This is a genomic window from Pseudarthrobacter sp. L19, from assembly GCF_050859435.1.
GTDB lineage: Bacteria > Actinomycetota > Actinomycetes > Actinomycetales > Micrococcaceae > Arthrobacter.
On sequence record NZ_CP193935.1, the window covers coordinates 184,158 to 207,867 of the forward strand.

The following is a 23,710-nucleotide window of genomic DNA, read 5'->3' on the forward strand; positions in this document are numbered from 1 at the left end:
TTCTTCAGGCCCGGATGGACATCCGCGTCGCCGCCAGCGCCGCCGCTGTCCGGGATGCCGGACTGTCGGCCGGGAACGGCGCCCCGGCCGCCTGCCCGGCGAGGATCAGTTCGGCGGCCAGTTCGGCGATCCCGGAGGAGGTCTGGAAGCCGTAGCCACCCTGGCCGGCGAGCCAGAAGAAGCCCGGCGCCTCTGCATCAAACCCCACCACCGGGATGCCGTCGGAGGCCTCGGTGCGCAGCCCGGTCCAGGCCCGGCTGACGGCGTTGATGCCGAGGGTGGTCACCTCGTTCAGGCGGGCGGTCAGGGCCTCGACGTCGCCGGGGTACGGCCGGGCGTCTTCGGGCCCGCTGGGGACCTTTTCCGAAGGCGAGATCAGCACCTGGTGCCGGCCTTCCGGGCGGAAGTAAAAACTGTCCGTGGCGGCCACCATCGGGCAGCCGGGCGGGAGCGGGTTCTCGACGTCGACGATCGCCGCGGTGCGGCGGTAGGGCTGCAGGCCCAGCTTCTCGACGCCGGCGAGGACGGCGAGCTCGTCCGCCCAGGCGCCCGCGGCGTTGACCACGACGGCGGTGGAGAGCGCCTCCTGCCCGGCGCCCAGTTCCCAGCCGGAGCCGGTGCGCTGCGCGGAGTGGATGCGGGCGCCGGTGATGATGTCCACGCCGCCGGCGACGGCCCGCTCCCGGTGGTCCTCCAGCAGCAGGGAGGCGTTGCAGGCAAAGGAGCCGGAGTCCAGCCCGGCGGCGGTGAAGCTCTCAGGTTTCAGCGCCGGGCAGAGCTTGAGCGCCTCGTCGTGGCCGATCAGGTGCATGAAGCCGCTGGCCTGCTCGCGGACCGCGCCCTCGTCGCCGATCAGCATGAACCGCCGGGGCGAGAGGACGGGTTCGGGGCGGGTGCCCTCGTGCGTGCCGATCAGTTCCAGGGTGCGCAGCGTCAGGTCCCGGACCACGGGCGGGCCGTAGCTGGGGATGAGCTGCCGGGCCGAGCGCGCCGAGGTGTGGTACCCCAGCGTCTGCTCGGCCTCGACCAGCGCCACGCTGCACTTGCCGGCCAGTGCCGAGGCCAGGGACAGTCCGGCGATGCCGCCGCCGGCAATCACAACATCGTAATGAGCTGTCATGTCCCCCATCCTCGCACCCGCGGGGACATCCGTCAGCAGGTCTTGCGGACCGGGTTGCTACGCGGCGGCGACCTCCGCGCGGCTGGCCACGAATGCCTGGACGCAGCGTTCGACGTCGTCGGTGCTGTGCGCGGCGGAGAGCTGGACGCGGATCCGTGCTGCACCCTTGGGGACCACGGGGTAGCTGAAGGCGGTGACGAAGACGCCGTGGCCGAGCATGGCGTCGGCGACCTTGGCGGCCATCACGGCGTCGCCGAACATGACCGGGACGATCGCGTGTTCGCCCTCGAGGAGCTCGAAGCCCTCCTCGGCCATCCGGCGGCGGAACAGCCCGGCGTTGGCGAAGAGCTTTCCGCGCAGCTCCGCGGAGTTCTCCACCAGGTCCAGGGCCTTCAGGGTGGCGGCCACGATCGCGGGGGCCAGGGAGTTGGAGAACAGGTACGGGCGGGCCTTCTGCCGGAGCATGGCGACGACCTCGCGGCGGCCGGAGACGTAGCCGCCGGAGGCGCCGCCCAGGGCCTTGCCGAAGGTGCCGGTGTAGATGACCACCCGGTCCGAGACGCCCGCGTGTTCGGGGGTGCCTGCTCCGGTGGGACCCATGAAGCCGACGGCGTGCGAGTCGTCCACCATGACCATGGCGTCATACTTGTCGGCCAGGTCGCAGATCGCCTCAAGCGGGGCGAGGTAGCCATCCATCGAGAAGACACCGTCGGTGACGATAATCTTGCGGCGGGCCGGGTTTTCCTGGTTGTCCGCCTCGATCAGGCGGGCCTCAAGGTCGGCCATGTCCCGGTTGGCGTAGCGGAAGCGGCGGGCCTTGCAGAGCCGGATCCCGTCGATGATCGAGGCGTGGTTCAGGGCATCGGAGATGACCGCGTCCTCGGGGCCGAACAGGGACTCGAAGACCCCGCCGTTGGCGTCGAAGCAGGAGGAGAAGAGGATGGTGTCCTCGGTGCCGAGGAACGTCGAGACCCGTTCCTCCAGGGCCAGGTGCAGGTCCTGGGTGCCGCAGATGAAGCGGACGCTGGCCATGCCGAAGCCGCGGGAGTCCATGGCGTCCTTGGCGGCGGCGATGATCTCCGCGTGATCGGCCAGGCCCAGGTAGTTGTTGGCGCAGAAGTTCAGCACGTCCGTGCCGGGCTGGCCGAGCTGACCGGCCGTGATGTGGTTGGCCTGCGGCGAGTCGATGTGCCGTTCGGTCTTGAACAGGCCGGCGCTGCGGATCTCATCGAGTTCGTGCTGCAGCTGGTCCTTGATGGCTGAATACATGGTCGGTGCGCTCCTGGGCTGGGTGGGTGGTTGTACGGTACCGGAAAGGGCCGCGGCCTAGAAGGCGGTCCAGTCGAGGACGACCTTGCCGCCGACGCCGGCGCGGGCGATCTCGAAGCCCTTTTCCCAGTCGGCGGCGGGCAGGGTGTCGGTGACGACGGCGGAGATGTTGGCGTGCAGCACCGGGTTGGAGGAGAGCATGGCGCTCATGGCGTACCAGGTCTCGAACATCTCGCGGCCGTAGATGCCCTTCATGGTGAGCATGTGGGTGACCACCTTGCCCCAGTCGATGTCGATGGACTGGCTGGGCAGGCCGAGCATGGCGATCCGGCCGCCGTGGTTCATGTTCTCGATCATTTCCGGCAGGGCGGTGGGGTGGCCGGACATTTCCATGCCGATGTCGAACCCCTCGCGCATGCCCAGTTCGCGCTGGGCGTCCTTGACCCGGGTGGTGGAGACGTCGATCGCGAGGTCGACGCCGAGCGTGCGGGCCAGGGCCAGGCGCGGGGCGGAGACATCGGTGATGGCGATCTTGCGGGCGCCGGCGTGGCGGGCGACTGCGATCGCCATCAGGCCGATGGGTCCGGCGCCGGTGATCAGGACGTCCTCGCCGACCAGCGGGAAGCTCAGGGCGGTGTGGACGGCGTTGCCGAACGGGTCGAAAATGGCGCCGAGTTCGGGGGTGACGGACGGGTCGTGGTGGACCCAGACGTTGGTCTCGGGGATCACGACGTACTCGGCGAAGGCGCCGTCGCGCTGGACGCCGACGCTGACGGTGTTGATGCACATCTGCTTGCGGCCGGCGCGGCAGTTGCGGCAGATCCCGCAGACGATGTGGCCCTCGCCGGAGACGCGGTCGCCGACCTTGACGTCCAGCACGTCCTCGCCGACCTCCACCACCTCGCCGTAGAACTCGTGGCCGGCGATCAGGGGGCGTTGATCATGCCCTGGGCCCAGGCGTCCCAGGACTGGATGTGCAGGTCCGTGCCGCAGATCCCGGTGGTCATCACCCGGATCTTGACGTCCCCGGCCCCGGTCTCCGGTTCCGGCCGGTCGACGAGGTCGAATCCGGCGTGCGCGCCGGACTTGTAGAGAGCCTTCATGGGCCTGCCTTACTGTGCTGGTGCCGCCGGGGAGGTGGCGGGGTGTGGGTCAACTCACCCCATTACAACCGCCCGGATGCGTTAGCACAACCGAAAATTTCTCAATCGACGATTTAGGTTTTTCTTAGCCTTATGATGGTCGGCATGGAAATCCACCAGCTCGAAATGCTCCGCGAACTCGGCGCCCTGGGTAGCGTCAAGGCCGTCGCCGAAACCCTGTTGGTCACCCCGTCTGCGGTTTCCCAGCAGCTGGCGGCACTGCAGCGCTCGGTGGAGGTGCCGCTAACCCGCAAAGAGGGCCGGAACCTGGTGCTTACCGAGGCCGGGCAGGTGCTCGCCGACGCCGGGGCCGCCGTCGTCAGCGCCATGGCCGAGGCCCGCGCCGCGATCGGCGAGTACCACGGCTCCCCCGCCGCGCCGGTGACCCTGAGCGGGTTCCACAGCGCCGGTCAGGCGCTGTTCGCGCCGCTGGCCCGGCTGCTGTCCGGGCCGGGCCAGCCGGAGGTGCGGCTCTCCGACGAGGACGTCGCCCAGCAGGACTTCCCGGCCCTGACCGCCCGCTACGACCTGGTCCTGGCGCACCGGATGGACCACAGCCCGCGCTGGCCGGAGGAGCGGGTGGCGGTGATTCCGCTCGCGCACGAGCCGCTGGACGTGGCCCTGCCGGCGGGCCACCGGCTGGCCGGGCAGCGTGCGGTCAGCACGGACGACGTCGTCGGCGAGCCCTGGGTGACCAGCCACGCCGGGTACTCGCCCGCGGACGTGCTCTCCGCCGTCGCCGCCGTGGCCAGCCGGGAGCTGAACATCGTGCACCGGATCAACGACTACTCGACCGTGGCGGCGCTGGTGGCCGCGGGCAGCGTGATCGGCCTGCTCCCCCGCCACACCGCCCAGCCGGTGCTGAACCCCTCGATCGTGCTCAAACCGCTGGAGGGGATCAGCACGCGGCGCCGGATCGACCTGCTGGCCCGGCCGGAGAACCTTGAACGCCGATCGGTCATGATGGTCTGCGAGGCGCTGCAGACGATCATGACCGATCTGGTGGGTGGCTGAGCCGGGCGGCTAGGGCCTAGCCTTCGACGCCGAGGCGTTCCAGGATCAGCTCCCGGACACGGCCGGCGTCGGCCTGGCCGCGGGTGGCCTTCATGACGCCGCCGACGATCGCGCCGATCGCCTGGACCTTGCCGCCGCGGATCTTGTCCGCGACGTCCGGCTGCGCGGCGAGGGCAGCGTCGATGGCTTCGAGCAGCGGGCCGTCGTCGGAGACCACGGCGAGGCCGCGCTTCTCGACGATTTCCGCCGGGGTGCCTTCGCCGGCGAGGACGCCGTCGAGGACCTCGGAGGCCATCTTGTTGTTGATCTTGCCGGCTTCCACCATGGTGTTCAGTTCCACGATGGTGGCCGGGTTAACGCCCAGCTGGCCGGGGTCGACGTCGGCGTTCTTGGCGCGGCCGACGATTTCGCCCATCCACCACTTGCGGGCCACCGTGGGGGTGGCGCCGGCGGCGATGGTTTCCTCAATCTCGTCCATGACGCCGGCGTTGACGACGTCGCGGAACTCCAGGTCGGAGTAGCCCCAGTCGGCCTGCAGGCGCTTGCGGCGGGCGGCCGGCGGCTCGGGCAGGGTGGCCCGGAGCTCCTCGACCCATTCGCGGGAGGCCACGACCGGCACCAGGTCCGGTTCCGGGAAGTAGCGGTAGTCGTCCGCATCGGACTTGGGCCGGCCCGAGGTGGTGGAGCGGGTGTCCTCGTGCCAGTGCCGGGTCTCCTGGATGACCGGTTCACCCGAATCCAGGACGGCGGCGTGCCGCTGGATCTCGTAGCGGACGGCGTGTTCGACGGCGCGCAGCGAGTTCACGTTCTTGGTCTCGGAGCGGATGCCGAAGCGTTCACGGCCGTGCGGCCGGAGCGAGACGTTGGCGTCGCAGCGGACGTTGCCGCGTTCCATCTTCGCGTCAGAGACGCCGAGGTTCTTGACGATCTCGCGGATCGCGGCGACGTAGGCCTTGGCCAGTTCGGGGCGCGGCTGCCGGCGCCCTCGATTGGCTTGGTGACGATCTCCACCAGCGGCACGCCGGAGCGGTTGTAATCCACGAGGGAGTAGTCCGCGCCCTGGATGCGTCCGGCGGCGCCGCCCATGTGGGTCAGTTTGCCGGCGTCCTCCTCCATGTGGGCGCGTTCGATCTCGACGCGGAAGACGGTGCCGTCGGAGAGCTCGATGTCCAGGTAGCCGTCGTATGCGATGGGCTCGTCGTACTGGGATGTCTGGAAGTTCTTCGGGGTGTCCGGGTAGAAGTAGTTCTTCCGGGCGAAGCGGCAGGTCTCTGCGATTTTGCAGTTCAGCGCCAGGCCGATCTTGATCGAGGACTCGATCGCGGTCTTGTTCACCACCGGCAGGACGCCGGGCAGGCCCAGGTCCACCTCGTTGACGTTGGTGTTCGGCTCGTCGCCGAAGACGTTCGGCGCGGAGGAGAACATCTTGGTCTTGGTGTTCAGTTCGACGTGGACCTCGAAGCCGAGGACGGGGTCGTACTTCTCCATCGCCTCTTCGAAGCTGAGGGTTGCGTCAGTCATTAGTGTGAACCTCCGTGGCTCAAGGCGGCGCCAGCCGCAGAAGAATCAGCCGAAGAAGAAGCATCGGTCAGGTCGGGGGCCTTCGCCAGCAGGGGTCCGCCCCACTGTTCCTCGAGCAGCGACTCGAGCACGGCGCCCACGCGGTAGAGCCGGGCGTCCTGCCGGGCCGGGGCCAGCAGCTGGACGCCGACGGGCAGGCCGTCCTCGTCCGCCAGGCCGCCGGGCAGGGACAGGCCGGGGACGCCGGCCATGTTCGCCGGGATGGTGGCGACGTCGTTGAGGTACATCGCCAGCGGGTCGTCGAGCTTCTCGCCGAGCTTGAACGCCGTGGTGGGCGCCGTCGGGGAGATCAGCACGTCGGCCTGGGCAAACGCGGCGTCGAAGTCGCGCTGGATCAGGGTGCGCACCTTCTGGGCCGAGCCGTAGTAGGCGTCGTAGTAGCCGGCGCTCAGGGCGTAGGTGCCCAGGATGATGCGGCGCTTGACCTCGTCGCCGAAGCCGGCGGCGCGGGTGGCGCCCATGACGCGTTCGATCGTCAGCGGACCCTCTTCGGGCAGCACCCGCAGGCCGAACCGGACGCCGTCGAACTTGGCCAGGTTGGAGGAGGCCTCCGAGGGCATGATCAGGTAGTAGGCGCCCAGGGCGTACTTGAAGTTCGGGCAGGAGACCTCGACGATCTCGGCACCCGCGCCCTTAAGCAGCTCGAGCGCCTCGTTGAAGCGGTTCTCGACGCCGGCCTGGTATCCCTCGCCGTGGAGTTCCTTGATGATGCCGATCTTCATGCCCTCGACGTTGCCGGTGCGCGCGGCGGCCACCAGGTCCTCCAGCGGGTCCGGCAGCGAGGTGGAGTCGCGCGGGTCGTGCCCGCCGATCACCTGGTGCAGCAGCGCGGAGTCCAGCACGGTGCGGGAGACCGGGCCGATCTGGTCCAGCGAGGAGGCCATGGCGATGGCACCGTAGCGGGAGACGCCGCCGTAGGTGGGCTTGACGCCGACGGTGCCGGTGACGGCGCCGGGCTGGCGGATGGAGCCGCCGGTGTCCGTGCCGAGGGCCAGCGGGGCCTCGAAGGCGGCCACGGCCGCGGCGGACCCGCCGCCGGAACCGCCGGGGATGCGGTCCAGGTCCCACGGGTTGCGGGTGGGTCCGTAGGCGGAGTGCTCGGTGGAGGAACCCATGGCGAATTCGTCCAGGTTGGTCTTGCCCAGGATCGGCATCTTGGCCGCGCGCAGGCGCTCGACGACGGTGGCGTCGTAGGGGCTGTGCCAGCCCTCGAGGATCTTCGAGCCGGCCGTGGTGGGCTGGCCGACGGTGACGATCAGGTCCTTGACGGCGATCGGGACACCGGCGAGGACGTGCAGGGCCTCGGCTTCGGCGCCGCCGGCGGCGCGGATGGCGTCCACCTCGGCGGCGACGGCGAGGGCTTCCTCGGCGTTGACGTGCAGGTACGCGTTGACCTGGCCGTCGACGGCGGCGATGCGGTCCAGGTAGGCCTGGGTGACCTCGACGGCGGTGACCTCGCGGGCGGCCAGCTTCTCGGCGAGCGCGGCGGCGGAGAGGCGGATCAGTTCGTTGGTGTCAGTCATGTCTTAGTCCTCATCCAGGATGGCCGGGACCTTGAAGCGGCCCTCGTACGCGTCGGGGGCGCCGGAGAGCGACTGCTCGGCCGTGAACGTGTGGCCGACGACGTCCTCGCGGAACACGTTGGTCAACGGGATCGGGTGGGACGTTGCGGGGACGTCGTCCCCGGCGGCTTCACTGACGGACTTGACCGATTCGACGATGACGGCGAGCTCGCCGGCCATCCTGTCCAGCTCTTCAGCACTCATCTCGATGTGCGCGAGACGCGCGAGATGCGCGACGTCGTCGCGGTTGATCGCAGCCATGGATCTCCCCTGCAAGGTTCGGATTATTTTCCGTCCCAGTCTACGTGGCCCCGCGTACTGTCCCCGTCCTCTGCCGCCTCAGCCGTCGGCGCACCTGCCGCCTTCCGGCGGCAGGCCGGACGATCCTCCGCGTGCTCGCTCGTTCTCCCCGCCGTCCCCTCCCCTCGCAAGCTCGGGCAGGGAACCCTGACGGCGTGGGCCCTCGCTTAGACGCACGCTTCCGGATGTCCGTCCCCCCAACGGTGTGCGCTGGGTGCCTTTCGATGGCGTGCTTTTGCTGGCTCGTTTGGTCGTTGCAGCACACAAGGGAGGCAGGGGCGGAAAATCTTCCGCCCCTGCCTCCTCCTGTTTTTCTATCTTGTCCGCGTGATGCCGCGGAGAGTTTTAGCCGATGCCGATGGCTCCGGTGGCCATGCCTACTCCGAGCATGACCAGGGAGATGACGGCGGTGCGCCAGAGGACCTTCTTGTGGTGGTCGCCCAGGTCCACCTTGGCCAGGGAGACCAGCAGGAGGATGGCCGGGACCAGGGGGCTCTGCAGGTGGAAGGGCTGGCCTGTGATGGAGGCGCGGGCCATGTCCGCGGCGCCGACGCCGTAGTGGGCGGCGGTTTCGCTGAGGACCGGGAGGACGCCGAAGTAGAAGGCGTCGTTGCTCATGAAGAACGTCATCGGGATGCTCAGGACGCCGGTGATGACGGCCATCAGCGGACCCATGTCGGACGGGATGATCTGCACCAGCCACTCGGACATGGCCTTGACCATGCCGGTGCCGTTGAGGACGCCGGTGAGGACCGCGGCGGCCATGACCATGCTGACGACGGCGACGATCGAGGGTGCGTGGGCGATCAGCTGCGCGCTCTGCTCCTTGATCTTCGGGAAGTTGACCAGCAGGGCGACGGCGGAGCCGACCATGAAGACGAAGGGCAGGGGCATGATGTTGGCCACGAGGGTCACCATGACGGCCACGGTCAGTGCCAGGTTGAACCAGAACAGCTTCGGCCGCAGGGTGGCGCGGTTCGGGTCCAGGGCGGTGTCCGCCATGGCGGAGTCCCGATCGTCCACGAGGTCCTCGGTGCGTTCCAGGACGGCGACGCCGGAGCCGCCGGCGGGGGCGGGAGCGCCGCCGGCGGGGTGCCGTTGCGGCCGGCGCGGCGGCCGGAGATGCCCGTGCCGCCGGTGCCCGTGCCGCCGTCGGCCGTTCCGCCGAACTCAACGCCCTCGGCCCAGATCTCCGGGGCGGTGGCGCGGAGGCGGTTGCGTTCCTGCAGGCCCAGCAGCCAGGCGAAGACCATGACCACGGCCAGGCCGACCACGAGGGAGGGGATCATCGGGACGAACACGTCGTTGACGTCGAGCTTCAGCGCGGTGGCGGCGCGGGCGGTGGGACCGCCCCAGGGCAGGATGTTCATGGTGCCGTTGGCCAGGCCGGCCACGCAGGTGAGGACCACCGGGCTCATCTTCAGCCGCAGGTACACCGGCAGCATCGCGGCGGTGGTGAGGATGAAGGTGGTGGAACCGTCGCCGTCGAGCGAGACGGCCGCGGCGAGGATCGCGGTGCCCAGGACCACCTTGGCGGGGTCATTGCCGAGCTTGCGCAGGATGAACCGCACCAGCGGGTCGAAGAGCCCGACGTCGATCATCAGGCCGAAGTAGATGATGGCGAACATCAACAGCGCGGCGGTGGAGGTCATCGACTTCATCGAGTCGAGCACCATGGGACCGATGCCCAGGCCCGCGCCGGCAAAGAGTCCAAAAACGGTGGGGACGATGATCAGCGCCAGCACCGGCGTCAGCTTCTTCGTCATGATCAGCACCATGAACACCGCGATCATGGCGAATCCGAGTATTACCAGCACAGCCGGCTCCTTCTTCAGTGGTCCGCACCACTCCGCTGTGATGCGCACTACAGACGTTAGGGTGGCGTGCGTCACGGTGATGCCTTTGCCTCATTTGATTGGCATACTGCTTGTTGGACGCATTGTGCTCATTTTGCTCACCACCCGATCGACGACGCCGGACCGCCCCAGGAGGCCGCCATGGGACCCCTCACGGGCCGCACTCCCCTGCGCTTCAGCACGCAGACGCTGCTGCTGCAGCTCGCCGTCGTGGCGCTGGTGGTGCTGCTCAGCGGCGCCGTCCACGCCTGGCTCACCTACGACCGGCTGGGCCGCGAGGCCGAGAACCAGGCCCTGACCCTGGCCCGCACGGTCGCCTCCGACCCCGGCGTCCGCTCCGAGGTGCAGCAGATCAGCGCCCAGGCAGGCACCCCGCCGCCTGCCGAACTGCTCACCGGGCCGCTGATGGCCGCTGCGGAGGGCGCCCGCGCCCGGACCGGGGCGCTCTTCGTGGTCATCACCGACGAGACCGGGCTCCGGCTGGCCCACCCCGACGCCGACCGGCTGGGCGAGCGGGTCAGCACCGACCCGTCCGAGGCGCTCTCCGGCAAGGAGGTCACCACCCGGAACACCGGCACCCTGGGCCCCTCCGCCGGCGCCAAGGTCCCCGTCTACGCTCCCGGCGCCGGGGCGCCGACGGGCCAAGTGGTGGGCGAGGTCAGCGTGGGCTACTCCACCGAATCGATCGGCCAGAGCCTGGGCCGGGACATCGCCCCGATCCTCCTCACCGCCGCCGGCGCCCTGCTGGCCGGCGTTCTGGCCTCCTTCCTGCTGCGCCACCGGCTGCGCCGCCTGACCCTGGGCCTGGAGCCGGAGGAAATCAGCACCCTGGTCCACGACCAGGTGGCGGTGCTGCAGGGCGTGGACGACGGCGTGATCGGCATCTCCGCCGACGGCCGGATCAGCGTGTTCAACGCGGCGGCCCGGCGGATGCTGGACCAGCCGGACCTGGCCGGCAGCGCCTGGGTGGAAGCCCCCGTCCCCGCTGCGTTGCACGCCTTGACCCGCGCGGACGCGGCCGAGGCGGACGCCGTCGAGGTGGTGGCCGGCGGCCGGTCCCTCGTGGCCAGCGCCCGCAAGGCCCTGCACGGGCGCGAGGACCTCGGCTGGGTGGTCATGCTGCGGGACCGCACCGAGCTCCAGCACCTGACCCGGCAGCTGGACGCCGTGGGCACGCTTTCCACCGCGCTCCGGGCACAGCGGCACGAGTTCGCCAACCAGCTGCACACCATCGCCGGGTTCATGAGCATCGGCCAGCACCAGCAGGCCCGCGACTACCTGGCCCGGCTGGCCGCCACCGGCCCGTTGAAGTTCCCGGTGGACCAGGCCGAGCTGCTGCAGGACCCCTACCTGCAGGCCTTCCTGGGCGCCAAGGGCGTGGAGGCGGACGAGCGCGGGGTTAGTCTGCGCCTCGGCCCAGAGACCCTGGTCCGCGGCCAGGTGGTGGAGCCACAGGACGTCACCACCGTGCTGGGAAACCTGATCGACAACGCCGTGAACGCCGCCGTCGCCGGGTCCGGCCCGGACCGCTGGGTGGAGGTGGAGGTGCTGGACGCCCCGGATGCGGACGGCACCGCCGGAACCCTGCATATCATCGTGGCCGACTCCGGCGACGGGCTCCCCGGGTCCGACGCCGGGTCCGATGCCGGCCCGGACGGGGTCTTCGCCGAGGGCTTCACCACCGCCCGGAGCCCGGCACGCGCCGGTGCCGGCCAGGGGCTGGGACTCGCCCTGGCCCGGCAGCTGGCCCGCCGCCGCGGCGGGGACGTCACCGTGTTGGACCGCGGCAGCCCGGGCGGCCCGGGCGCCGTCTTCCTCGCCACCCTGCCCGGCACCACCGCCATGACCCCGAACCCCGAAGGAGGGGACGATGCCTGAGGACTTCCGCGTCCTGATCGTCGACGACGACTTCCACGTCGCGAAGCTGCACGCCGCCTACGTCGATTCCGTGGCGGGCTTCCTGGCCCTGCCGCCGGCCGGTTCCGCGGCCCAGGCGCTGCAGGCCATCCACAGCCTCCGCCCGGACCTGGTGCTGCTGGATGTTTATCTCCCGGACGCCTCCGGCCTGGACCTGCTGCACCAGTTGGATGTGGACACGATCATGCTGACCGCCGCCGCGGACACCGCCTCGCTTCGGGTGGCGTTCCGGCGCGGGGCGCTGGGCTACCTGCTCAAGCCGTTCACGTCCGAGTCGCTCTCCCAGCAGCTGCGCTCCTACGCCCGGTACCGCCGGATCCTCACCCAGCCGGGCGCCGTGACGCAGGAAACCGTGGAGCGGGCGAAACGGGCTCTCATGCCCGGCGACGTCACCGCCTCGGCCCGGCCGCGCTCCGCGACGGAGGCCGCCGTGTTGGAATCCCTCGAGCCCGGCGAGCAGTATTCGGCGGCGGAGGTGGCCATGCGGGTGGGCGTCTCCCGGGCCACGGCGCAGCGGTACCTGTCCTCACTGGCGGACGACGGCGCCGTCGAGATCCAGCTCCGGTACGGCAGCACGGGCCGCCCGGAGCACCGGTACGGGGTGGCCGTCAGCCGCTGATGCTGCCGCCGGCCCGGAAGGCATTCTTCCTCGCGTGTTCGTGGATGCGGCCCAGGATCTCCATTTGGGCGTGGCCGTCCTCGATCAGCCGCTCGTAGGTGGCAGGGTCGAGGCCGAGGTCGGCGGCGTGTTCCAGGATGGTCTGCCAGCCGCCGATCTTTCCCAGGACGGCCGCGCGCATGAGTTCGGACTCGAGCACCAGGGTCATTGGGGAGCGGCCCACGATCCGGCCGTTGAGCTTCAGCCGGCCGGCGTGTTCGGCCAGCCAGGCGGCGGCCTGTCTGTGCGGGCGCTGCGGGACGCCGAGCTCGTGGATGAGGTTCCGGAGCAGCTCCCGCTCGCGGCTGACCTCGTCCACCAGTCGGGCGAGCTCGGTCCGGAACGGGGTGTCGGTGAAGTCCTTCGCCATCCGTTCCAGCCGGCCCAGCCCGGCCGTGGAGCCGGTGAGGTGGTCCGAGAGGTAGATGCCGAGGAGCTTCCGGTCGATGGTCTCGGGGATGCGGGGTGCCATGCTGGCCACCCTACCCGAGGGCAGCCGTCAGAGGTCGAGGCGGTAGACCAGCAGCTTGATCTGGGTGTCCGGGACGAACCAGTCCCGCTCCGGAACCCGCTGGAAGCCGGTCTTTTGGTAGAGGCCGTGGGCGCTTTCCCAGGTCAGGCCGGTGGTGAGGGCTACGCCGGTGACGCCGGGCAGGGTCCGGGCGTGGTTGATGATGGCGTCGACCATGGCCTTGCCGGCGCCGCTGCGCTGCACGGCCGGGTCCACCACCAGCATCCGGAATTCCAGTTCGTCGGGCAGGGCGATGTCCGCGTACGGCTCCCCCGCGACGGCCAGGGTGACGGAGCCGATGACCTCGCCGGCGCGTTCGGCCACCCAGATGACGGCGTTGTCGTTGCGCTCGGCGACTTTCCGGATCTGGCGCATGTAGGGGTGGTCGGCGTCGTCGAAGTACCCGGCGGCGAGGTAGGCGTCGGTGGTGATGCGGGCGACGGCGTCGAAGTCGGCCGGGACGGCGGGCCGGATAAGGATCTGCGAAGGCACCTGTCAATGGTACGGGCAGCCGTGCGGGCCGCCCGGCCAAACGCCCCTTTCCGTGACTGAGGGTATCAGAGAGGGAAGGTCCCGGAGAGCTCCAGCGGCCCGGCGCAGGTCCAGGCGCCCAGGCGTTCCTCGTCCGAGGGCCCGCCGTTCAGCACGCTGGTTAGCCGCGGCCGGCGGACCCAGCAGCCGGCCTCCTCCGCGATCAGGGCGCCGGCGGCGAATCGTGCTCGTTCAGGCCCCGTTCGCCGTAGGCGTCGTGGGTCCCGTCGGCCACCAGGCAGAGGTCCAGCGCGGCGGAGCCCAGCCGGCGGACGTCCGCGAAGCCGCCCATCAGGTGCGCCAGGCCCGCGGCCTGCTCGGCGCGGACCGCCGGGTCGTAGCTGAAGCCGGTGGCCAGGATCTGGCCGGTCCTGCCCTGGACGGGTCCGTTGAGCGCGGTCCGGCGGCCGTTTTCCTCGAGCCAGGCGCCCTGGCCGCGGGAGGCGTAGTAGACCCGGCCCAATGCCGGGGCGTGGACGACGCCGGCCAGCCAGGCGCCGTCGGGCCCGGCGACCGCCACCGACGTGGCGTAATAGACGATGTTGCGGATGAAGTTCGTGGTGCCGTCCAGCGGATCGACGGACCAGCGGTAGCCGCTGGAGTCGGCGGGCAGCACGGTGCCCCCCTCCTCGCCGGTGATGGTGTCCGTGGGCCGGGCGCCGGTGATGACGCCCCGGACCGCGGCCTCGGCGGCGAGGTCGAAGTCCGTGACCCAATCCCCCGCGTCGCCCTTGTTGCTGACGCCCAGGTCGGCCGAGCTGCGGCCGGCCAGCACGGCGGCGCCGGCGGCGGCCGCCTCCCGGGCCAGGGCGAGGAACGCCTCAGGGGCGGGGAAGGCCGCGTCCGTCCCGCTCATTCGGCGTCGGCCCCGGCATCGACGACGGCGGACGCCGCCGCACCGTCCGCGGCGTCAGCCTCCGCAACAGCCTCGTCGGCAGCGCCGTCGCCTGCTTCCTCGCCGTTCCCGCCGCCCACGCCTGCCGGTCCCTCGGCCAGCAGTGCCCGGAAGCCGTCCTCGTCCAGCACCGGCAGGCCCAGCTGCTCGGCCTTGTCCAGCTTGGTGCCCGCGTTCTCCCCGGCCACCACGTAGTCGGTGTTCTTCGAGACCGAACCGGCGGCCTTGCCGCCGCGGATCAGGATGGCTTCCTTCGCCTCGTCCCGGCTGAAACCCTCCAGGCTGCCGGTGACCACCACGGTCAGGCCTTCCAGGGTGCGCGGGGTGGAGTCGTCGACCTCGTCCTCCATCCGCACGCCGTCGGCGGCCCAGCTGTCCACGATCTCGCGGTGCCAGTCCTCGGCGAACCATTCCTTCAGCGCCACGGCGATCACCGGGCCCACGCCGTCCACCCCGGCAAGCTCCTCCTCGGAGGCCTGCCGGATCGCGGCCATGCTGCCGAAGGCGGTGGCCAGCGCACGGGAGGCGCGGGGGCCCACGTGCCGGATGGAGAGGGCCACCAGCACGCGCCAGAGCGGCTGGGACTTGGCCTTCTCCAGCTCGGCGAACAGCTTGACCGTGCTGGCCGTGGGCTTGGACGGGTTCTTGGCCGTGCCCTTGGTGTAGAAGTACGGGACCAGTTCGTACTCGCCGGTGCCCACGCCCTTGCTGCGCTTCTCGCGCCGGATCCGGACGTCCGCGAGGTCCTCGGGGGTGAGGCGGAACAGGGCCGCCTCGCTGGTCAGCGGCGGGGTCTCGGGCTCGGTGGGCTGGGTGAGGGCAACGGCGGCTTCCCAACCGAGCGCCTCGATGTCGAAGGCGCCGCGGCTGGCCACGTGGAAGACGCGCTCCCGCAGCTGCGAGGGGCAGGATCTGGCGTTGGGGCAGCGGATATCCACGTCGCCCTCCTTGCCCGGGGCCAGCGGGGTGCCGCAGGACGGGCATTCGGTGGGCATGACGAAGTCCCGGACCGGCGGGTCCTGCTGGTCCCGGAGCGCCAGGACCGGGCCGACGATCTCCGGTATCACGTCCCCGGCCTTGCGGAGCACCACGATGTCGCCGATCTTGACGCCCTTGGCCTTGACTACGTCCTGGTTGTGCAGGGTGGCCATGCTGACGGTGGAGCCGGCGACCTTGACCGGCTCCATGATGCCGAACGGGGTGACCCGGCCGGTGCGGCCGACGTTGACGGCGATGTCCAGCAGCTTGGTGTTGACCTCTTCGGGCGGGTACTTGTACGCCACCGCCCAGCGGGGCACGCGGCTGGTGTAGCCCAGCGCCCGCTGGGTGGCGAGGTCGTCGACCTTGACGACGATGCCGTCGATCTCGTGGCTGAGGCTGTGCCGCTTGTCCCCGTAGCGTTTGATGAAGTCCAGCACCTCGGCCAGGCCGGGCAGGACCTCGAAGTAGGGGCTGGTGGGCAGGCCCCAGTCGGCGAGCTGGCGGTAGGTGTCTGACTGGCTCCGGGTCTGCAGGCCCTCGCGGGCGCCGATGCCGTGGACGTACATTTTCAGCGGCCGCTTGGCGGTCTCGGCCGGGTCCTTTTGCCGCAGCGACCCGGCGGCGGCGTTGCGCGGGTTGGCCAGCGGGGCCTTGCCCTCGTTGATCAGGGCCTCGTTGAAGGCGGCGAAATCCTTGGACGGGATGAACACCTCGCCGCGGATCTCCATCTCGGCCGGGAAGTCCGTGCCGCTGAGCCGCTGCGGGATTTCCTTGATGGTCAGGACGTTGTGGGTGATGTCCTCACCGGTGGTGCCGTCGCCGCGGGTGGCGGCGCGGACCAGGACCCCGTCGCGGTAGAGCAGGTTGACGGCCAGGCCGTCGATCTTGAGTTCGGTAAGCCACTGCGGCGGGGTGCCGCCGTTGCCGATTTTGGCGATGCCGGCCTCCGCCTTCGCGATCCAGGCCTCCACCTCCTCGACCGAGAAGACGTCCTCGAGGCTGTACATCCGGGTGAGGTGTTCGACGGCGGTGAACGCGGCGGAGACCTCGCCGCCCACCTCCTGGGTGGGCGAGTCGTTGGCGACCAGCTCGGGGTGGGTGGCCTCGAGCGTCTCCAGCCGCCGGTAGAGGTCGTCGAACTCGGCGTCGGAGATGACCGGGGCGTCCTCCTGGTAGTACGCGAAGCGGTGCTTGCGGACCTCCTCGACCAGCTGCTCGTACTCCTCGCGGATGGCCTCGGACGGGACGGCGCCACCGTCGCTGCCGGGGGCGGTGGCCGTGGATTCGCTGTCTGCTGCGGTCTTCGCTGTGCTCACAGACCTATCCTGCCTTAGAACACCGACATTGTGGCGGCCTGGAAAAATTGTCGGGCCCCGGAAAAGCCGTCCGGCGGAGGGACGCATCAGGCCCGGACGCGGGTGCGTCCGGGCCTGACGGTGGTTCCTTCGCGGGCTGTACCCGCAAGAGCTGTTAGCGGGCGGAGGCGCTCTGCTGCTCGGTGGCGTTGCGGACCGCCTGCTGGCCGGCCTGCTGCAGCGCCTGGGACACGCGGGTCAGGGCCGCGACGTGCTCGCCGTTCCACTCGCTGCGGAACTTCTCCGCGTCCGGACCCATCCACTGCGTGCCGGCCAGGACCTTGGTCAGCATCGACTTCTGGTTATCGATTTCCTGCGACCCGGCCTGCAGCTTGGACCCCAGCGCCTTCAGCTGATCAACATCTGCACCCCAAATAGCCATGCGAAAAATCTCCTTAGATCGTCGGACCCGAACCTCTCGGCGTCCCCAGCGGCCCCCGGCTGATCCGGAAGTTCCTATGCCAAGAACCTACCCTGCCGCCTCCGCCAGCGTCGATGGGGACCCCTGCCCATGGGCCCTCCGGGCGTAGGTGAGGGAGCGCCGGCTGGTGAGGGCGATGATCAGCAGGATGTCCAGGGATAGGCCCACCAGGTTGGTCTGGAAGGTCACGGCGGGTCCGCCGGTGAGCACGTCGACGGCCTGGGCGGTGATGGCCAGGGCGCTCAGCAGCATGGTGGCCACGCGGGCGCGGTTGCCGCCGCGGAGCACGAACCAGCCCAGCGCCAGCTCGGCCACGCCGAACACGGCGATCACCGCCACGACCACCGGCAACTGTTCCCCGGCGCGGTCCGCCAGCGGCAGCGAACCCGGGTCCGAGGCAGCCATCAGGGCCGCGAGGGCCAGGGCGGCCAGGCCGCGGAGGGCAGCGAGCCCGACGCCGAAGAGCGTGGGCGCGGGCGGGCGGGCGGCCGTCACGGCGGGCGGCGGCGCCGCCCCGGCGTCGGCCGTGACCCCGGTGAGGTCGACGACGGGAAGGTGCCCGTCGGTGGAGATGGTGTCTCCCCCGCCGTTGCGGGAGTGGTAGCCGGAGGAGAAGTCGCGCAGGATCCGCACCCCGACGGCCGGGTCGGCGGCACGCAGGCTGGCCAGGACGAAGTCCCGTTCCCGGTCGATGTCCTCCTCGATTTTGTGGGTGACCTGCAGGGTGAAGAGGGACAGGCCGACGGAGCGGTCGTAGGTGCCGGCGGCCACCCAGTCCACGGCGGCGCCGCCGGGCAGGACCCAGCCGGGCGGGCAGCGCCAGAACCGGATGTGGTGCCGCTTGCCGGGGTTGCCGTCCACCTCCTGCTGGTAGGCGAAGTCCTGCTGCCGGCCGAAGAGGAACAGCGGGCTGACCGGCGCCTCGTCGTAGCTGCGGCGGGTGAGGGTGGCGGTGATGATGCGCCGGCTGCTGACCAGGTCGACGGGGTCGGCCAGGGTCCAGCCGGCCCGGCGCATGGCGGTGTGGACCTGCCCCGGCGAGCCGAGCAGCGCCAGGTTCACCGGGTCCCACAGCAGGCCGTCGCTGGTCCGGGCGCGGCCGATGAAGTAGTCGGGCAGGTAGATGCGGGTGAGGATCCGGTGCAGCCGGGGCAGCACCAGGTACGCGAGCGCGGCCCAAAAGACGACGGCGAACCAGGCCCGGCTCCAGTCCAGGCTCGCCTCAAACAGGATGCTTGCGAGCCACAGGGCGGCCACACCGCTGAAGACGAAGAGGGCGTTGTCCAGTGCCGTGTCGCTGTCTGGGGCCACCCTCCGCGCGGCCACCGCCCGATTCCTTACCCGGGTCATGCCCACACCCTACCGCCGGGGACACCACTGCGTCCCCGGCGGTAGGGCGAAAACCCGGAGGTAGCTGCTAGGCCCGGTTTTCCGGCGGCAGGGCGACCTGGAGCTTGCGGACCTTGCCGCGGCCCACGATGTAGCCGCGGCCCGGGATGAAGTCCCCGCTGACCCGGCCCAGGGAGGTGTTGAGCAGGCTGTCGCCCTCGATGTCTCCGGGGTTGAGCAGCAGGCCCCGGCGGCCGGACTTGAACGGCTGGGCCAGGGACCAGGCGGAGGACCAGGTGGAGGTTTCGGATTCGCCCACCACCCACTGCTCGGCCTTGATCGAGGCGGTCACCAGCCGGGCCAGTCCGGATTCGGCCAGAGTGTCGGTGAACTCGGTGAGGCCCTCGATGAAGATCGCCAGCTTGCCGGGGGTGCCGGTGCTGTAGTCGACCAGTTCGTCAATCACCTCGTCGACGTCGTCGGCGCCCACCACGGACCGGTCCCAGAGCTTCAGCGACGCGGCCGCGGAGCGCCGGGAGCCCAGATAGATCAGCTCCACGCCCGGGTTGGAACGGCGCAGGGCGTGGGCCAGGGTCACCAGGGCCACGGTGCGGCCGGACCCCGGAGGGCCGGCCAGCAGCAGCGGGCCCTTGGCCAGGATTTCGGCCGGCTGCAGGGTCTCGTCGTCGACGCCGATCACGGGCAGGTCCGGGCTGCCGGCGGGTAGCAGGTCCAGGTCCACCGAGTCGGGCAGGCGCTCGATCTGCGGGGCGCGTTCGACGCCTTGGCGCAGCATCGCCTCCCGGAGCTTGTGCACCTCGCGGGCCTGGACGGCCAGGTTGGAGTTGCCGCCGAGGACGGCCAGCTGCACCTCGAGGCCGCCGAGCAGGCCGCGGCCGGGCGGGCTGCCGGCGCCCAGGACATCGCGGGGGACGTCCATGGAGAGGTAGTCCTCCTCGGAGGACAGCCGCAGCACCAGCCGGCGCTGGATGGAGGCCAGCAGGGAGGCGGGGACGGCGTTGGGCCGGTCGCCGGTGACCACCAGGTGGATGCCCAGCGGCCGGCCGTCGGTGGCCAGCTGCAGGAAGATGTCCCAGAGGCCGGAGAGCTTGCTGTACTCGAAGGTCTCCCGGAACGCGGAGATGCCGTCCACCAGGATGAAGATGCGCTTCTCGTCCGCCATCCCGGAGAGCCGGCGGTATTCGACGATCGTGCTGGCGCGGACCTCGGCGAAGCGGGCGGCCCGGTCGTCGGCCAGGTCGCGGAGCCAGCGCAGCAGGCGGCCGACGCGTTCGACGTCGTCGCCGTCGATCACCTCGCCCACGTGCGGCAGCTCGTCGAGCATCCGCAGTCCGGCGGAGCCACAGTCGATGCCGTAGACGTTCACCGGGCCGCCGCGCGGGTGACGGCCGCGGCGATCGCGATACCGCGCAGCGCCGCGGACTTGCCGGAGCCGCCGGTGCCGTAGATGGCCATGTTCCCGTCCCGGTCCGGTTCGTAGAACACGGTGGGCTGGTCCTGGTGCGCGGGGTCGTCCGCCACACCCAGGAGCAGCCGCTCGTCGGTGCGCGGGTTCGGCAGCAGGGAGAAGTCGTAGGTGGTGGCCAGCTCGTCCAGCCACGGCTTGCAGGGCGGGTCGATGGCGAGCACGTCCGCGGCGCGCAGGATATTCTGCGTCATCCGGGCGATGTCGTTCGGGCCAGCGGGCTGCTCGGCCGCCGGGTCCGCCTCGGCCGGGGCGGCCCAGGCCGGACCGGAGCCGAACGCCATCTCCACGACGTCGATCCGGGGCCGCTGCGGCCTCTCCGTGGTCCAGCCGCCGGCGTAGCCGGTCTGGAAGCCCTGGATCCGGCCGGGACCGGTCTTGACCGCGCCGCGGCCCGGGATGGAGGGATCGAAGTAGGCGGCGGTGGGGACGCCGAGGATGTCGACGGCGTCGTCCTCGTCCGCCATCCGCAACGCCACGCGCAGGTTGGTGTTGGCGCGCAGGCTCTCCTTGATCACGCCGGCGGGGCGCTGGGTGGCGAGGATCAGGTGCAGGCCCAGGGAGCGGCCGCGGGCGGCGACGTCCACGACGCCGTCGACGAATTCGGGAACCTCGGTGGCGAGGGCGGCGAATTCGTCCACGATGATGATCAGGTACGGCGGCGCCTCCGGGTCGGCCCGTCGCTGGAGTTCCAGCAGGTCCTTGGCCTTCTTGCGGTTCAGCAGCTTCTCGCGGTGGTGCAGCTCGGCCCGGAGCGAGGTCAGGGCGCGGCGGACCAGGTGCGGGGACAAATCGGTGACCAGGCCCACGGTGTGCGGCAGCTGCAGGCAGTCGGCGAACGCGGCGCCGCCCTTGTAGTCCACGAACAGGAAGCTGACCCGGTCCGGGCTGTACGCGGCGGCCATGCCCATCACCCAGGACTGCAGGAACTCGGACTTGCCGGCGCCGGTGGTGCCGCCCACCAGCGCGTGCGGGCCCTCGTTTTTAAGGTCGAGGTAGAGCGGTTCGATCCCCTTGGAGCCCACCAGGGCGCGGAGCGAGCCGTTGTCCTTGCGGTTGGGCGAGGCGGAGGCGTGCACGGAGTTGTTCTCGCTCCAGCGGTCCGCGACCGCCTGCGGGTTGTCCAGGAAGTCCTTGCCGATCAGGGTGGCGTAGGAGACGGCGCGGGGCAGGTCGGAGTCGTCTTCGAGCGGCTTGCCGACGTCGACGACGGGGGCCAGCATGCGGGCCAGCTGCGCGGCGAGGCCGGCGTCGAGGCTCTCGCAGGAGACCGGGAAGGTGTGCCGGCCCAGGCGGACCTGGCCGGTGGTGGTGCCGTGTTCGCCGTCGACTGCCATGAAATCCCGGCACGCGGCGGGGAGCTGTTCCACCGAGGCGGCCACCCAGATCACGTGCACGCCGGCGTCGGGGCCGCGCTCCAGGACGCGGGTGAGCCGGCCGCGGTCCACCGGGGCGTCGTCCTCCACCACCAGCAGCACGGTGGGCAGCTGCGGGGCGGGGACCTCCGCGGCGGTTTCGCCGGGCCGGTCGGTGAAGCCGGGGCGCAGCGACGGGGCGGGTTCGCGGGAGGCGGCCTCGCGCTGGTCGATCAGGTCCTCGAGCCGGGACAGCAGGGCGGTGCCGCCGGCCGGACCGGCGGCCAGGTGGTCCCCGGCGAGCGGGCTGTGGCCGGAGCCGGCGTGCGGGAGCCACTGCAGCCAGTCCCAGCGGTCCCGGGAGTGGGCGGAGGTGATCGCGGTGAGGACCACCTCGGCCGGCGAGTGCAGGCCCACCAGCTGCAGCACCATGCCGCGGGCGACGTCGTCCACCAGGCCGCGGGCGCCGGCCAGGCCGAAGGAGCCGGCGGTGCGCAGCTGCGAGACGATCGGCACGCCCTCGACCTCGGCGAACCGGTGCAGGCACTCCTGGATCTCGGCCATGAACTCGGGGTCGGTCTCGTTGTTCTGCGGTTCCTCGAACTGGATCCGGGACGGGGCGGTGCCCAGGCCAAAGCGCAGGCCCAGGAAGCCGGTGTGTTCGGGGCGGTGGGTCCACAGCAGCGGCCCCAGCTTGTAGATCGAGTCCACGGTGTCGCTGACGGAGGGAGCCTCCTGCAGCCGGACGGCCCGTTCCACCTTTTGCAGCCCGGTGATGTCGGCCTGGAATGCGGCCATGGCGGCACGGAAGGACTTGAGCTGTTCCTTGCGTTCGCGCCGGGACTGCATCTTCTGGTCCATGTAGTGGCCCACGACGAACAGCGGCATCATCAACATGAAGATCACGGACATCATGTTCTGCGTGACCGCGAAGACCACGGCGCCCATCATCAGCGGGGCGATCAGCATGATGTACGGGAAGGGCTGGCGTTCCTGGCGGGTGGGCCCGGACGGCACGGTGCGCTTGCGCGGTTCGAACCGGGGCACGACGCGGGGCGAGCGGTTGAAGTCGATCAGCGGGGAGCTCGGCGCGGCTCCCTGGCTGCCGCCGAGCGAGACCACCGAGACCGTGGTGTCGCCCAGGGTCACGGTGTCCGAGGAGGTCAGGGTGGCGCGGGTGACCGGCAGCCCGTCCATCAGCAGGCCGTTGGCGGAGTTTGTGTCCACGATCTCGATGCTCTCGCCCACGGTGATCCGGGCGTGCCGCTTGGAGGTCAGCGGGTCTGTGAGCCGGATGTCGACGTCGCGGTCCCGGCCTACGTAGCTGGTGCCCGAGGGCAGCGGGAATTCGCGGCCGACGTCGGGCCCGGAGAGGATCCGCAGGGTCGCCGCGGCGGGCCCCCGGTTCGCCCCGGGGACGGCGAACTGCTCGCTGACCTGGGTGAGGGAGATGATCGAGCCGGGCCGGAGCCCGGATTCGAGCAGGCCGTCTTCCCGGTTCAGGACAGTGCCGGTGGAGCCGCCGGCGGCGAAGGCCTCCTCGATCCGGAGCGAGAGATTCGCCGGCGCGGGGGTGCCGCGCCGGGCAGGGTCGGCGGCCCAGAGTTCGGTGGCGATGTCCGCCACGGTGGCGAGGCCGTCGACGGTGACCGCCAGGTCCTTGGCCTCGGCGGGGTCGCGCCGCAGGGTCAGTCGGATCCTCATGCGTCCCCGCTTCCGCGCTGGGTCTCCAGCAGCACCAGGTCCGCGGGGGTGACCAGGTGCGAGGTGACGGCGTGCTCGACGAGCCGGGCCCGGCGGTTGGTGGCGAGCTTGCCGCCGCCGCCGCGCAGTCCGGCGACTCCCACCCGGTCAAGTTTGTCGCACACGTTGTCCAGCTTTCTGTTGAATCGGGTCAGGGTCCAGCCCAGGGTCTTGGCCGCCTCCGCGGAGGAGGGGATGGCGCTGAAGCCGGTGCCCTCGCGGCGGAGCATGGGCTCGGCGAGGGCGACGATCAGGGCCTTCTGCGAGTCGGTGAAGACCACGGGCCCGATGGTGGTGTCGCCGCCGCTGTCCTCGCCGCGGGATTCCTGCCGGAAGGACGGGGTGCGCAGGTGCACGGCGAACTCGTAGGTGGTGGGGCCGGCGGTGAAGATGACGTTGGTGTGGCTGAAGACCAGCGGGATCCGGGCGCCGGGGGCCAGCCAGGCCTGCATGCCGCCGGAGGCGTCGGCAATGGTGGCGCAGAGCATGCTGCCGACGTTGCTGAGCCACCAGATGCCGTCATAGCGGGCGATCTGCAGGAACTGCCGGTGCAGGTACGGGTTGTCATCGACTTCCAGGTCGCCCTCGCGTCCGATGCTGAAGATGTCCTCGTCGGATGGTTCGTGCCATTCGCCGCAGAAATCGATCGCTAGGTCCCCCATGATGCTTCTCCTTCTCGGGTGG

13 protein-coding genes and 5 pseudogenes are annotated in these 23,710 nt (G+C 70.7%); 3 read left to right on the plus strand and 15 right to left on the minus strand.

Features of this window, described 5'->3' with window-relative positions; all coding sequences use genetic code 11:
* Positions 1-4 precede the first annotated feature (4 nt).
* From ACRQ5B_RS00915 to tdh, 3 genes and pseudogenes are all read right to left on the minus strand, one after another.
* A complete protein-coding gene (locus tag ACRQ5B_RS00915; RefSeq protein ID WP_432396033.1) occupies positions 5-1,120 on the minus strand; it encodes an NAD(P)/FAD-dependent oxidoreductase in 1,116 nt (371 codons plus the stop codon).
* 57 nt (positions 1,121-1,177) lie between these two features.
* Positions 1,178-2,389, minus strand: a complete 1,212-nt coding sequence (locus tag ACRQ5B_RS00920) for a glycine C-acetyltransferase (RefSeq protein ID WP_432396036.1) — start codon at positions 2,387-2,389, stop codon at positions 1,178-1,180.
* A 57-nt stretch (positions 2,390-2,446) separates the two neighbouring features.
* Positions 2,447-3,492 (minus strand): annotated as a pseudogene (gene tdh, locus ACRQ5B_RS00925) (L-threonine 3-dehydrogenase).
* 144 nt (positions 3,493-3,636) lie between these two features.
* Between tdh and ACRQ5B_RS00930 the strand changes: the two are divergent.
* The gene (locus ACRQ5B_RS00930) at positions 3,637-4,545 is read left to right on the plus strand and encodes a LysR family transcriptional regulator (protein ID WP_432396039.1); all 909 of its coding nucleotides are present in this window, start codon (positions 3,637-3,639) and stop codon (positions 4,543-4,545) included.
* Positions 4,546-4,561: 16 nt separating this feature from the next.
* Here the strand turns inward: ACRQ5B_RS00930 and gatB are convergent.
* The 4 genes and pseudogenes from gatB to ACRQ5B_RS00950 form a co-directional block, all read right to left on the minus strand.
* Positions 4,562-6,066: pseudogene (gene gatB, locus ACRQ5B_RS00935) on the minus strand (Asp-tRNA(Asn)/Glu-tRNA(Gln) amidotransferase subunit GatB).
* A complete protein-coding gene (gene gatA / locus ACRQ5B_RS00940) occupies positions 6,066-7,649 on the minus strand; it encodes an Asp-tRNA(Asn)/Glu-tRNA(Gln) amidotransferase subunit GatA (RefSeq protein WP_432396041.1) in 1,584 nt (527 codons plus the stop codon). The pseudogene gatB and the gene gatA overlap by 1 nt, the downstream one beginning before the upstream one ends.
* Positions 7,650-7,652: 3 nt before the next feature.
* Entirely contained in the window at positions 7,653-7,949 is a 297-nt protein-coding gene (gatC, locus tag ACRQ5B_RS00945; protein WP_011691167.1) for an Asp-tRNA(Asn)/Glu-tRNA(Gln) amidotransferase subunit GatC, read from the minus strand.
* Positions 7,950-8,333: 384 nt separating this feature from the next.
* Positions 8,334-9,805 (minus strand): annotated as a pseudogene (locus ACRQ5B_RS00950) (CitMHS family transporter).
* 180 nt (positions 9,806-9,985) lie between these two features.
* Here ACRQ5B_RS00950 and ACRQ5B_RS00955 point away from each other — a divergent pair.
* Complete coding sequence (locus tag ACRQ5B_RS00955) at positions 9,986-11,722, plus strand: ATP-binding protein (RefSeq protein ID WP_432396044.1); 1,737 nt, start codon at positions 9,986-9,988, stop codon at positions 11,720-11,722.
* Positions 11,715-12,380, plus strand: coding sequence for a response regulator (locus tag ACRQ5B_RS00960; protein ID WP_432396045.1), 666 nt, complete (start codon positions 11,715-11,717; stop codon positions 12,378-12,380). The genes ACRQ5B_RS00955 and ACRQ5B_RS00960 overlap by 8 nt, the downstream gene beginning before the upstream one ends.
* On the opposite strand, the gene ACRQ5B_RS00965 is transcribed toward ACRQ5B_RS00960, so the two are convergent.
* The 8 genes and pseudogenes from ACRQ5B_RS00965 to ACRQ5B_RS01000 form a co-directional block, all read right to left on the minus strand.
* On the minus strand, positions 12,370-12,891 hold the full coding sequence (locus tag ACRQ5B_RS00965) for a hypothetical protein (RefSeq protein ID WP_432396048.1): 522 nt from the start codon (positions 12,889-12,891) through the stop codon (positions 12,370-12,372). The genes ACRQ5B_RS00960 and ACRQ5B_RS00965 overlap by 11 nt on opposite strands.
* A 27-nt stretch (positions 12,892-12,918) precedes the next feature.
* Positions 12,919-13,422: a GNAT family N-acetyltransferase gene (locus tag ACRQ5B_RS00970; protein WP_432396051.1), complete on the minus strand. Its 504-nt coding sequence runs from the start codon at positions 13,420-13,422 to the stop codon at positions 12,919-12,921.
* 65 nt (positions 13,423-13,487) lie between these two features.
* Positions 13,488-14,317, minus strand: a pseudogene (locus tag ACRQ5B_RS00975) (inositol monophosphatase family protein).
* Positions 14,314-16,740, minus strand: coding sequence for an NAD-dependent DNA ligase LigA (gene ligA, locus ACRQ5B_RS00980; protein ID WP_432396054.1), 2,427 nt, complete (start codon positions 16,738-16,740; stop codon positions 14,314-14,316). Before ligA ends, ACRQ5B_RS00975 begins: the two are co-directional and overlap by 4 nt.
* A gap of 67 nt (positions 16,741-16,807) precedes the next feature.
* Positions 16,808-17,074, minus strand: coding sequence for a hypothetical protein (locus ACRQ5B_RS00985; RefSeq protein WP_290257160.1), 267 nt, complete (start codon positions 17,072-17,074; stop codon positions 16,808-16,810).
* Positions 17,075-17,161: 87 nt separating this feature from the next.
* Positions 17,162-18,463 carry an LssY C-terminal domain-containing protein gene (locus ACRQ5B_RS00990; RefSeq protein ID WP_432396057.1) on the minus strand — a complete coding sequence of 434 codons (1,302 nt, stop codon included), beginning with the start codon at positions 18,461-18,463 and terminating at the stop codon, positions 17,162-17,164.
* A gap of 67 nt (positions 18,464-18,530) precedes the next feature.
* Positions 18,531-22,987 (minus strand): annotated as a pseudogene (locus tag ACRQ5B_RS00995) (FtsK/SpoIIIE domain-containing protein).
* Positions 22,984-23,688, minus strand: a complete 705-nt coding sequence (locus tag ACRQ5B_RS01000) for a hypothetical protein (protein WP_400159372.1) — start codon at positions 23,686-23,688, stop codon at positions 22,984-22,986. The pseudogene ACRQ5B_RS00995 and the gene ACRQ5B_RS01000 overlap by 4 nt, the downstream one beginning before the upstream one ends.
* Between the last annotated feature and the right edge of the window lie 22 nt (positions 23,689-23,710).